This is a genomic window from Streptomyces sp. CA-278952, assembly GCF_028747205.1.
Lineage (GTDB): Bacteria > Actinomycetota > Actinomycetes > Streptomycetales > Streptomycetaceae > Streptomyces.
Genome location: NZ_CP112880.1, coordinates 5,048,593 through 5,060,891 on the forward strand (window position 1 = coordinate 5,048,593; position 12,299 = coordinate 5,060,891).

Annotated in this window: 6 protein-coding genes; 3 read left to right on the forward strand and 3 right to left on the reverse strand. The window is 73.3% G+C overall.

The features are described 5' to 3' along the window. Positions 1-145 precede the first annotated feature (145 nt). Genes N7925_RS22660 through N7925_RS22670 form a run of 3 tightly spaced genes read left to right on the forward strand, consistent with a single transcriptional unit; the run spans position 146 to position 7,604 of the window. Positions 146-3,589, forward strand: coding sequence for a bifunctional glycosyltransferase/CDP-glycerol:glycerophosphate glycerophosphotransferase (locus N7925_RS22660; protein WP_274344982.1), 3,444 nt, complete (start codon positions 146-148; stop codon positions 3,587-3,589). Continuing rightward, positions 3,586-6,465, forward strand: coding sequence for a bifunctional glycosyltransferase/CDP-glycerol:glycerophosphate glycerophosphotransferase (locus N7925_RS22665; protein ID WP_274344983.1), 2,880 nt, complete (start codon positions 3,586-3,588; stop codon positions 6,463-6,465). Before N7925_RS22660 ends, N7925_RS22665 begins: the two co-directional genes overlap by 4 nt. Next, positions 6,462-7,604, forward strand: a complete 1,143-nt coding sequence (locus N7925_RS22670; RefSeq protein WP_265601294.1) for a glycosyltransferase — start codon at positions 6,462-6,464, stop codon at positions 7,602-7,604. The genes N7925_RS22665 and N7925_RS22670 overlap by 4 nt, the downstream gene beginning before the upstream one ends. 51 nt (positions 7,605-7,655) lie before the next feature. Here the strand turns inward: N7925_RS22670 and N7925_RS22675 are convergent, their stop codons facing one another. The 3 genes from N7925_RS22675 to N7925_RS22685 all read right to left on the reverse strand — a co-directional run bounded on the left by N7925_RS22675 (position 7,656) and on the right by N7925_RS22685 (position 12,295). After that, complete coding sequence (locus N7925_RS22675; protein ID WP_274344984.1) at positions 7,656-9,881, reverse strand: bifunctional glycosyltransferase/CDP-glycerol:glycerophosphate glycerophosphotransferase; 2,226 nt, start codon at positions 9,879-9,881, stop codon at positions 7,656-7,658. Between the two features lie 189 nt (positions 9,882-10,070). Further along, entirely contained in the window at positions 10,071-11,012 is a 942-nt protein-coding gene (locus N7925_RS22680; RefSeq protein ID WP_274344985.1) for a carbohydrate ABC transporter permease, read from the reverse strand. Continuing rightward, positions 11,009-12,295, reverse strand: a complete 1,287-nt coding sequence (locus N7925_RS22685) for a carbohydrate ABC transporter permease (protein ID WP_274344986.1) — start codon at positions 12,293-12,295, stop codon at positions 11,009-11,011. Before N7925_RS22685 ends, N7925_RS22680 begins: the two co-directional genes overlap by 4 nt. Positions 12,296-12,299 lie beyond the last annotated feature (4 nt).

Genomic DNA, 12,299 nt, shown 5'->3' on the forward strand with positions numbered 1-12,299 from the left:
TCACCCGAACGGACCCCCTCGGGTGACCCGTCCTTCCGGCGCGGGTTGTACCCCATGGCCCCCGAGGGGCCCCACGCCCCGAAGCCCAAGTCCCCCGACGCTCAGCGCCCCTGATGTCGTCCGCCCGGAAGGATCGTGCGCCGCGATGGCACCCCGTCTCACCGTCGTCGTCCCCCTCTACAACGTCGAGGAGTACCTCGGTGCCTGCCTGTCCTCGCTCGTCGAGCAGACCATGCCGGATCTGGAGGTCGTCCTCGTCGACGACGGCTCCACGGACAACGGGCCCGCCCTGGCCCAGGAGTTCGTGGAGCGCGACCCCCGCTTCCGGCTGCTGCGGCAGGAGAACGCCGGGCTCGGCGCGGCCCGCAACGCCGGGATCCGCGAGGCCCATTCCGGTGCGGAATTCCTGACGTTCGTCGACAGCGACGACGTCGTGCCGCCCGGCGCGTACGCCCGCATGCTGGCCGAACTCGACGGCTCGGGCTCCGACTTCGCCACCGGCAACGTGCTCCGGCTGCGGGCCAACGGGGATCTCGAACAGTCTCCGATGTTCCGCAAGCCGATGGAGAAGGCCCGGCGGTCGACCCACGTCACCCGGGACTGGACCCTGCTCGGCGACCGCATCGCCTGCAACAAGGTCTTCCGGCGCGCCTTCTGGGACGAACACGCCTTCGCCTTCCCCACCGGGGTGCTGTACGAGGACATCGCCGTCGTCCTCCCCGCCCACTTCCTGGCCCGCTCCGTCGACGTCGTCGAGGAGCCCGTCTACCACTGGCGCGACCGCGACGGCTCGATCACCACCCGGCGGGCCGTGCCCCGGGGCATCCGCGACCGGGTCACCGCCGTCACCACCGTCAGCCGCTTCCTCGCCGCCCGGCCCGGCCTGGCCGAGGCCAGACGCCGCTACGACGCCCACGCGCTCTCCGGCGACCTGTGGCTGTTCATCGAGGCGCTCGGGGGCGGCGACGCGGAGTTCCACGAGGCCTTCCTGGAGCACGCGGGCACGTTCGCCGCCACCGTCGACGCCGATGTCCTCGCCTCGCTGCCCCTGCACCTGCGGGTCAAGTGGCAGCTCATCCGCGAACGCCGGCTGCCCGAACTCCTCGCCCTCCTCGCCGACGAGAAGAAGGACCGGGACACCTTCCACGTCACCGGGCTGCTCCGCCCCCGTGCCCACCACCCCGCCGTCCGAGACCCCCTGCCGCCCGCCACGACCGCACTGACCTCGGCGGACCTGCCCGTCCACGCCCACCTCACCGAGGCCGTCTGGCGGGACGGGCTGCTGCACCTGACCGGCCACGCCTACGTACGGAACGCCCCCGGCGGCCCGGTCCGGCTCGGCTGGCTGCGCTCCGGGAAGCGACTGATCCCCCTGCGGACCCGCCCGGTCCCGGGCGACGAGGCCACCGCCCGCTCCGGCCGTTCCCTGCACCGCTACGACCGCGCCGGGTTCACCGCCGTCGTCGACCCGCGCAGACTCGCCGGGAAGGCGAGCGGCGGGCGCACGACCTGGAAGCTGGAGGCCCTCGTCGTCGGCGCCGGCCGGCCGCGCCGGGGCCCCATGCGGCTCGTCTCCACCCCGGCCCCGCCCGCCGTGACGTACACCGACGAACGGACCCGTATCGTCCCCGTCCTCTCCGGCAACAAGCTGGAGCTGCGCACCGAACGCGTCGCGGCCGTCCTGACCGGGCAGTCGGCGGTCGAGAACGCAGTGCGCCTGGAGGTGAAGATCCTCGGCGACGCCGGGCCGGTCGCCCTCCGGCTCACCGAGTGGCGCACCAAGGAGACCCGGGAGTTCGCCCTGCGCGGCTCGCTCGGCTCCCGGGCGGCGGACATCCCGCTCAGCGCCCTCCGGGGACGGGACGACATCTGGGGCGTCCAGCTCGTCGGCGAGGGCCGGCCGTTGACCGTTGCGGCCCGGACCGACGGCCAGGACGGACGCTACGCGCTGCCCGGCGGCCGTGAGCTGTACGCGGCCCCCAACCCCTCGGGCGACCTCGTGCTCACCGACCGGGCCGTCCAGCCCGTCGTCACCTCCGCCGCCTGGGAGGAGTCGGGCGCCCTGGTCCTCGAAGGGGCCTTCCCCGAACCCACGGGCGCCTTCCGGGAACTCGTCCTGCGCCACAGCGGCCACCGGGAGGAGGCGGTCCTCGGGCTGGAGCGGGGGGACGCCGACGGCTTCCGGGCCGTGATCGCGCCCGCCGCCGTCGAGGGGCCCGGCGGGACGCTGCCGCTCGCCGAGGGCCGCTGGTACCTCTTCCTGCGCGAGCCGGGAGAGCGGGACCCGGAGGCCTACCGACCGCTCCGCCTGACCACGCCTCTGCATCCCATGCTGCCCGCGCAACAGAGCGTCGGGGGACGGGACTTCACTCTCCAGCGGTGCCACCACGACCGGGTCGTCCTGGAGTCGGCCTCCGCCCTCCCCCCGGGTGAGCGGGGACCGTACGGGCAGAGGATCCAGCGCGAACGGTACGCCGGACTGCGCGCCGCCACGGCCGACGAACCGCGCCCCGCCGTCCTCTACTCCAGCTTCGACGGCCGCCAGTACTCCGACTCGCCCCGCGCCGTCCACCGCGAACTCGCGGCCCAGGGGCAGGACATCGAGCACCTGTGGGTGGTGCGCGACCAGCAGGCGGCCGTGCCCGAAGGCGTCCGCCCCGTCGCCCTGCACAGCGCCGACTGGTACGAGGCGCTGGCCCGCAGCCGGTGGATCGTCACCAACACCCACCTGCCCGAGTGGTTCGAGCGGGCCAAGGGCCAGACCGTCGTCCAGACCTGGCACGGCACCCCGCTCAAACGCATCGGCCGCGACCTCGCGGGCACCCCGCACGCGGATGCCGCGTACATGGCGTCCATGGAACACCGGTCCGCCCAGTGGAGCGTGCTCGTCTCCCCGAACAGCTTCTCCACCCCCGTGATGCGCCGCGCCTTCGGCTACTCGGGCGAGGTCCTGGAGTGCGGCTACCCGCGCAACGACCTGCTCCACGCCCCCGACCGGGACAAGATCGCCGCCACCGTACGCGAACGGCTCGCGCTCCCCGACGGGCGTCGCGTGATCCTCTACGCCCCCACCTGGCGCGAGGACCGCCCACGGCAGGGCGGACGCCACGGGTTCGACCTCCAACTCGACCTCGAACGGGCCCGGGAGAGCCTCGGCGAGGACCACGTCCTGCTGGTCCGCCGCCACTACCTCGTCGGTGGCAGCGTCCCCGACACCGACTTCGTCCGGGACGTCTCCCGCCACCCGGACGTCGCCGAACTGCTGCTGATCAGCGACGTCCTGGTCACCGACTACTCCTCGATCATGTTCGACTTCGCGCAGACCGGCCGCCCGATGCTCTTCCACACCCACGACCTGGCCCACTACCGCGACACCCTGCGCGGATTCTGCTTCGACTTCGAGCAGCGTGCCCCCGGGCCCCTGATCCCCGACTCCGCCGGAATCGTGGCCGCCCTGCGCGACCCGGAAGCCGCGACCGCCGGGCACCGGGAGGCGTACGAGCGGTTCCGGGAGGCGTTCTGCGACCTCGACGACGGGACCGCCGCCGCCGGGGTCGTCGACCGGATGCTCAAGGGAGAGCAGGCATGAGCGACTTCAGCTGTGTCATCACCGGCGGCGGGGACGGCGAGGGCCCCGGAGACGCCGAGGCCCTGCGCGCCTCCGTGGAGTCCGTGCTCGGCCAGTCGCTGCGCGGAGCCGAGGCCGTCGTGGTCCTCGCCTCCACCGCCGCCCCGGCCGTCCGGAGCGCCGCCCGGACCCTCGCCGAGCGGGCCCCCGGGCGGGTCCGCCTCCTCCACGCCGACCCGGCCGTCCGCACCACCGGAGCCCTGCGCAACGCCGGCCTGGACGCGGCGGGCGGCCGGTACATCCTGGTCCTCGCCACCGGCGAACGCCTCCAGCTCCACGCCTGCCGCAACCTCTGGCAGGCGGGCGAGAGAAGCCGCGCCGACCTGATCGCCGGCCGCTGGAGCCGGGTCGCCGACGACAGCGGTAAGGAGCGGGAGCCTTCCTGGCAGGGAGAGCTGTACGCCCGCTCCCGCACTCTCGCCCGCTTCACCGAAGCCCCCGAACTCGTCGTCAGGGACGCCCTGGTGACCGGTTTCTGTCTGCGACGCGAGGCCGCCAGACGGCACGGGCTGCGGTACGAGGAGGACCTGACGCACGGCGAGATCCTTTTCGGCCCGCTCGCCGCCGCCGCGGTCGGCCGGATCGCCCTGGTCCGCCGGCTGATCGTGACCGGCCGGACCGCCCCCGACCGGGCCCGCGACCTCGCCGCCCTGGTCGAGGCCCACCGCCGCGTCGCCAACACCCTCCTCGCGCACGGGCTGTCCGAGCTGCGCGAGGAGCGGGAGAAGGCGTTCGCCCGCGACCACCTGGTGCCGCTCGCCCGGTCCTTCCCCCACCTGCCCGCCGCCCGCCGCGACCGGGTCGCCGCGGCCGCCGCCCGGGCGCTGACCGGTTGCTTCCGGGACGGACTGCCGGACCTGCCGCCGCTGGAGCGGGTCGCCGTGCGCCTGCTGGCCCGGGGCGCCGCCGAAGGGGTCCTCACCGCGGCGTACGCGCTGAGCAGGCCGGCCACCGTGTGCGCGCCGCTGACGACGGGCGCGGACGGCCGGGTCACCTGGGGCGGCGACCCGGAAGGGCCGGGCGTCGACGTCACCGAACTCGGGCACCAGTACCGCACGTTCGGCGGCGCGCGGCTGATGAACCGGCTCACCCGGGCCACCGCAGACCGGGGCCGCCTGCTGCTGGAAGGCCGCCTCGTGCTGCCCGGCCACGGCGGCCCGGCCCCCGATGCCCCTCTCACCGCGACCCTGGAGTTCCGGGCCCGGGGCGGGGCGCGCGCCGTCGCGTTCCCGGTCGAGGAGATCCGGCACGACGGCAACGGGATCAGCTGGCGCGCGCGGGCCGACGTCTCACGCCGTCTGCGCCCCGTCGGCGCCCGCGACACGGCGTGGGACGCGCGGCTGACCGTGACCGCGGGGGGCCCCGACGGGACCCGTTCCGTCAGCGACCTGTTCGCCCCGCAGGACCAGGTGGAAGGGTCCCTCCGGTTCCCCGCCAGACCCCGGCTCGGACCGCTCGCCGGGGACACCTGGGAGCCCTACATCACGCTCAAGGACCACTTCGCGCTCCGGCTGACCGCCCGCCGCCGCCCGGCCCGCACCACCCACCGCCTGGTCCGCTACGCCACCCGCTTCCGGCCCGCCCGCAAGGCGAAGCTCCTCGTCCGGTCCCTCCGGGGGCGCCTGGACCGCTACCGCTCCCGGGGCTTCAAGGTCCCCGTCTACACCACCTGGCTCACCCGGCTCCCCGTGCGCCGCGGCTCCGTCGTCCTCGAGAGCCACATGGGCACCTGCTACGGCGACAGCCCGCGCGCCCTCTACGAGGAGATCCGCCGCCAGGGTCTGAAACTCCACGCCACCTGGTCCTACGACCCCTCCCCGGCCGGCTTCCCGGACGGCGCCCGCCTCGTACGCCGCTGGTCCTGGCGCTACCTGTGGGCGCTGGCCCGCGCCGAGTACTGGGTCGACAACCAGGGCTTCCCGCAGCAGCTGCGCAAACCCCGGCACACCACGTACCTCCAGACCTGGCACGGCTCCGCGTACAAGCGGATGGGCTTCGACGAGCGGCGCGTACGCCTCCAGAACGCCCCCCAGCGCGAACGGCTCCAGCGGGCCGTGGACCGCTTCGACCACTTCCTCGTCCGCTCCGAGCACGACGTGGACACCCTGGCCCGCGCCTACCGGCTGCCCGAGAAGCGGCTCCTGCGCACCGGCTACCCGCGCAACGACGCCCTGATCGCGGAGCGCGACCGGGCCGAGACCGAGGGACGGCTGCCGCGCCCGCCGCTCGCCGGGGCGCTCGGGCTGGACGACCACAAGAAGACCGTGCTGTACGCCCCCACGTTCCGGGGCGGTCCCGGGAAACAGCGCAGGGCCCGACTCCTCCTTGACGTACGGGAGTTCGCGGAGCGGTTCGGCGACACCCACACCCTGCTCGTACGGGCCCACTACCTGGAGTCCGCCCGGCTGCCGCTCTGCCCGCCCGGGACCGTCGTCGACGTCTCGCGCCACCACGACGTCCAAGAACTCCTCGCCCTCACCGATGTGTTGATCACCGACTACTCCTCCATCATGTTCGACTTCGCCCTCCTCGACCGGCCCGTCGTGCTGTACGCCCCCGACCTGGAGGCGTACGCGGCCGAGCGCGGCAGCTACTTCGACCTGCGGGAGCACGCCCCGGGGCCGGTGACCGCGACGCAGGAGGAGCTGTTCGGGGCCCTCGCGGAGCTGAAGAAGTCCGACACCCGGTACGCCGACCGACGGCGGGACTTCGCGCGTCGGTTCGGGGCCTACGACCGGGGGGACGCAGCCCGCAGGACCGTCGCCGCCGTCTTCGCCCCCGGGGCCTCCCGGGGCGCCCGCCACACCATCGACCACGACCGGGGGGCCGGCCGATGAGCCGCGACGTCTTCATCGTCTCCAACAGCACCGACGAACTCGGCGGCGTCACCGGCTGGATGCACCAGACCGCCCGCCTCCTCGGCGGCCAGGGCCACCGCGTCCACACCATCGGCATCCACGCGTCCGACCTCAAGATGGCGCTGCCCGAGGAGCCCGGCCACCCCGTCACCGCCCTCTACCCCGCCCACCCCCCGACCCCCTGGACGCCCCACGGCGTCCGCGACCGCTTCCGCCTCCCCGCCCGGCGCACGGAGGCGGCCCGGGTCGCCGCCAAGAAGCGGGCGGTCGCCCGGCTCTCGGAGATCTTCGCGACCGCCCGGCCCGGCGCGGTCGTCATCGTCACCCAGGTCTGGGCGATGGAATGGGTCGGCGAGGCCGACACCACCGGGCTGCGGGTCATCGGGATGAGCCACGAGTCCTACGGCTACTCCCGCGCGAGCCACCGCTACCGCTGGATCAAGAACCACTACAAGGAGCTCGACCACTGGCTCGTCCTCACCGAGGAGGACGCCGACCAGTGGGCCGGGGACGGCATGAACAACGTCGGCTTCCTGCCCAACGCGCTCTCCCGCCTCCCCGCCGTGCCCTCCCCGCGCACCGCGCGGACCGTCGCCAGCATCGGCCGGCTCAGCGACCAGAAGGGCATCGACCTGCTCCTGGACACCTGGGCCCTGGTCGCCCCCGCCCGCCCCGACTGGAGGCTGCGCGTGTACGGGGCCGGCGAGGACGAGGCCGCGCTGAAGGCGCAGTGCACCGGCCTCGGCCTCGACGGGTCCGTGGAGTGGATGGGCCGCACGGACGACGTGGAGCGGGCCCTCGCCGAGGCCTCCGTCTTCGTCCAGTCCTCCCGGGGCGAGGGCTTCCCGCTGGCCCTGCTGGAGGCGATGGCGAGCGGTGTGCCCTGCGCCGCCTTCGACTGCGCGCCCGGGGTGCGGGAGATCGTCCGCGACGGCGAGGACGGGCTCCTTGCCCCCGCCGGAGACGTCGCCGCCCTCGCCGACCGGCTGCTGCGGCTCACCGGCAACCCCCGGCTGCGCGACGCGATGGGCGCGCGGGCCCGGTCAGGCGTCCAGCGGTTCTCCGAGCCGGAGACCCTGCGCCGCTGGGAGGAGCTGTTCGCTTTCCTGGAGCGCTGAACACGCGCGGGGCACGTGCGGAAGCACGCGTTCGGGTGTGGCGGGGCCGGGTCAGCCCTTGACGCCCGCCCCGGCCCCGTCCCGCGCCGGAAGGGCCGCGGGCGTCCGGCGCGCGGCGGACGGCACCGGCAGCGGCAGCCCGTCCGTCTCCCCGAGGAAGACCCGCCGCACCACCCGCTCGGCGGCGTACCCGTCGTCGTACGGACAGAACCGGGCCCGGAACGCGGCCCGCAGCTGCGCCGAGCGGGAGGCCCGCCAGTGGTCCGTGGCGAAGATGTCGAACAGCTCGTCCTGGCCCCGGGCCACGATGCCGGGCGGGAACGCCGTGATGTCGAAGTACGTGCCCCGGGCCGCCTCGAACGCCTCGATGTCGGCGAGGTGCAGCACCACCGGGCGGTCCAGGTTGACGTAGTCGAACATCAGCGACGCGTAGTCCGTGATCAGCGCGTCCGACGCCAGCGCCAGCGTCTCCACGGACCGGTGCCCGCTGACGTCGATGATCCGGGGATGCGGCGCCCGGTGGCCGCCGGGGCCCGCGGGGTGCGGCGCCCGGGCCAGGACCACGAACTGCGGGCCCAGGACCCGGACCAGCCGCTCCAGGTCCAGGGCGGGCCGCTGGATCCGCCGGTAGTCGCGGTGCGTCGGGGCGTACAGCAGCGCGGTGCTGCCCGCCGGGATCCCCAGCGTCTCGCGCAGCCGCGCCACATCCGCCGGGCCGGTGCGGTGGTACACGTCGTTGCGCGGCGAGCCGTACTCCAGCGTCGTGTACGCGGACGGATAGGCCCTCTCCCGTACGAGGGTGGAGTGCGGGTTCGCCGAGAGGGAGAAGTCCCAGGTGTCCACGGAGCGCAGCAGCTGCTCGAAGTCGGTGCCCCGGGCGGCGGCGGGCCGGTCCAGCAGATCGGTGCCCACGGTCCGCAGCGGCGTGCCCTCGTGCGTCTGGAGCAGGACCTGGCCCCGGCGCTTGACCAGCCCCCGGTCGAAGGCGGAGTCGTTCACCAGATACGCGGAGCGGGCCAGCGCCGTCCAGTGGGCGAAGGTGCCGGGCGCGAGGCGCCGGGTGCCGGTCGGCACGGTGTGGGCGTCGACGGGATGGCAGATCCAGGCCGTCCGCACCCCCGGGACCAGCTCGCGGACCTTCGCCTCGATCGCCGCCGGGCTGCCCGTGTACCCGCCTCCCCGGGTGGCGAACACCGCGTCCCGGGAGCGCAGCGGCAGCCGCGACTGGATCCGGTAGTGCGCCCGCAGCGCCGCGCCCCGCACCGCCCGGCGGGCGCCCGCCGCCCCCCGGCGCAGCCGGCCGCCCAGGCGCTGGGCCCCCGACAGTGCCTGGTAGGTGCGCCGCGCGCCGAGCCACAGCAGGCCGTGCCGCAACAGGGCACGACGGGGGGCCGGGGCGCCGGGGGTGCGGTAGCGGCGGCAGGACGCGGCCGCCCGGCGGAAGAAGGCGGCGCGGCGGTGGAGCGGCAGCCGGTCCCGGGAGGCGAACAGCGCCGAGAAGTGGTCCAGCATCCGGCGGAACATCACCGGCCGCCACAGGGCGAGTTCGGGCCGCGAGTCGATGAACGCGAACACCCGGTCGTACTGGTCGAAGACGTCGAAGTGCTTCTCGCTGGTGGTGGAGAGGATGTTGCCGCGCCGCCGCTGCCGGTAGGAGACGCAGACCGCGTCCAGCACCGCGATCGACCCGGCCGACATCAGCACCGGATAGGTCCACGGGGTGTCCTCGTAGTAGCCGGGCGGGAAGGTGAACCCCTCGGCCTCGATGAACGCGCGGCGGTACGCCTTGTTCCAGACGACCATGAGGAGCTTCAGCAGCTCGGGGCGGTCGGTGAGCCGGAAGCGGTCGGGCCCGCCCTCGTCGAGGTGGGCGGCCAGGACGTTGCGCACGCTGCGGCCCGTCCAGTACGTGCGGGCGTAGTCGTACATCAGGACGTCGGGCTCGCCGGTCGCGTCGATCCGGTCGGCGATGGTCTGGAGCGCGTCCGGCAGCAGAGTGTCGTCACCGTCGAGGAAGACCAGGTAGTCGCCGGACGCCCGGCCCATCCCGGCGTTGCGGGCCGGCCCCAGACCGGTGTTGCGGGGGAGGTGCAGTGCGGTGACACGGGGGTCCCGGCGGGCGTACTCGTCGGCGATCGGCCCACAGGCGTCGGGGGAGCAGTCGTCGACCACGACGATCTCGTAGTCCTTGAACGACTGGGCCAGCACGGAATCCAGACACGCGTGCAGATACGCCTGGACCCGGAATGCGGGCACGATGACGGAGAACCGGGGCACTACACATCCATGGGTCGATCGTTCGCGGGAACCAGGCAGACCGCAAACGTCGGATGGAATGACAGGGTTACGCCGGACGCGGCAATCGGGGGACGGAGACGGCGAAGCGGCCCGGTTCCGGGGAACCGAGCCGCTTCGGGTTGACGTACAGCCGTACGCCCTCCAGGGCGTACGGCCTTGTGGTGAGGGCTACTTGACGGCGCCCGCCATCACACCGGACACGAACTGCCGCTGGAAGGCGAAGAACACCGCCAGCGGGATCACCATCGACACGAACGCGCCGGGCGCCAGTACGTCGATGTTGTTGCCGAACTGGCGTACCTGCTGCTGGAGCGCCACGGTGATCGGCGGCGACTCGGAGTCCGCGAAGATCAGCGCGACCAGCATGTCGTTCCACACCCACAGGAACTGGAAGATCCCGAGCGAGGCGATCGCCGGACCGCCCAGCGGCATCACGACCCGGGTGAACAGACGGATCTCGCCCGCCCCGTCGAGCCGGGCGGCCTCCAGCAGCTCGCGGGGGATCTCCGCGAAGAAGTTCCGCAGCAGGAAGATCGCGAACGGCAGGCCGAACGCCGTGTGGAACAGCACCACCCCGAGCGTCGTCTCGAAGATCCCGATGGTGCCGAACAGCTCGGAGACCGGGATCAGCGCGACCTGCACCGGCACCACCAGCAACCCGACGACCAGCAGGAACCACCAGTCGCGGCCGGGGAACTCCATCCACGCGAAGGCGTATCCGGCCAGTGAGCCGATCACCACCACCAGCACCGTGGAGGGCACGGTGATCATGATGGTGCTGACCAGCGAGCCGGTGATCGTCGAATTGTCCAGCAGCCGCTGGTAGTTGTCGAAGGTCATCTCCGACGGGGCGGTGAAGATCTTCCACCAGCCGGTCGCCGCGATGTCCTGCGGCCCGCGCAGCGAGGACAGCAGCAGGCCGATCGTGGGCATCAGCCAGAACAGGGCGACCAGGATCAGGAAGACCCGCATCACGCCGCCGCCGGCGCGGGCTGCGATCCGGGCGCCGAGGGACTGCTTGGCCTTGGGCGCTCCGGGGGCGCCGGCCTGCCGGGAGACCGCCTTCTGGCGGCCGATACGCGCGGTGTTCACTTCCGGTGCGCTGCTCATCGGCGTCCCTCCTTCCTGATCCGGCGGATATTGAGGAGCATCACCGGGATCACCAGCAGCAGCAGGAGCACCGCGATCGCGCTCCCGATCCCCAGGTCCGCGTCCGTGCCGAACGAGGACCTGTACAGCTGGAGCGCCAGCACGTTCGCGTCGTCCTGCGAGGAGCCCGGCGCGATGATGAACACCAGGTCGAAGACCTTCAGCACGTTGATCATCAGCGTCACCAGGACCACCGCCAGCACCGGAGCCAGCATCGGCACCGTGATCCGGCGGAACACCTGCCACTCGTTGGCGCCGTCCACCCGGGCCGCCTCCAGCAGCTCACGCGGCAGACCGGCCAGCCCCGCCGCGATCAGCACCATCGCGAACCCGGCCCACATCCATACGTAGCTGCCGATGATCCCGGGCGTCACGAGCGACGGTCCGAGCCAGTCAACGCCGTTGTACGGCTCGCGGAAGTTGTCGGCGGGCAGGCGCAGTTGGGCCCCGTCCGCCGAGGCGGGCAGGGTGAACACGCCGTCCGCTCCGGCCGTGGCCGTGGCGAGGACCTTCCCGTCCTTCACCGCCTCGACCTTCAGGCCCTTCAGGCCCAGCTCCTTCGGGTCGACGACATTCGGCTTCCCGCCGCCGCCCCGGGTGAAGTCCAGCCAGGCCGTGCCGGAGATCTCGTCCCCGGACCCCGCCGGGGTCGCCTTCGCCGGTCGTGCGTCGCCCGGCATCTTCGCCGGGGCCACGCCGATCAGCGGCACCCGCAGCGGCTGGCCCGCCCGGACCGGCTCCTTGGACAGATACGCCCCGCCGTCACCCTTCTTCAGCGGGTGCACGGGCAGCGGGCGCGCCTTCGGGAAGACGGAGGACTGGTTGAACGTGTCGTGCACGCCCACCGCCACCGCGTTGGCCACACCCCGCTCGGGAGCCTGGTCGTACACCAGCCGGAAGATGATGCCCGCCGCCAGCATCGAGATCGCCATGGGCATGAAGACGATCAGCTTGAACGCGGTGCCCCAGCGGATCCGCTCGGTCAGCACCGCGAAGATCAGCCCGAGCGCGGTGGCGACCGTCGGGGCGAAGACCACCCAGATCGCGTTGTTCTTCACCGCCGTGACGATGGTGGCGTCGGTGAACAGCGCCTTGTAGTTGTCGAACCCGGCGAAGCCCGTGCCGGCCTGGTCGAAGAACGACCGGTAGACCGAGTACCCGATCGGATAGAGCACCAGCGCTCCGAGCAGCACCAGCGCGGGCAGCAGGAACGCCGCCGCGATGACCCTGCGGGTGCCGGTCACGCTC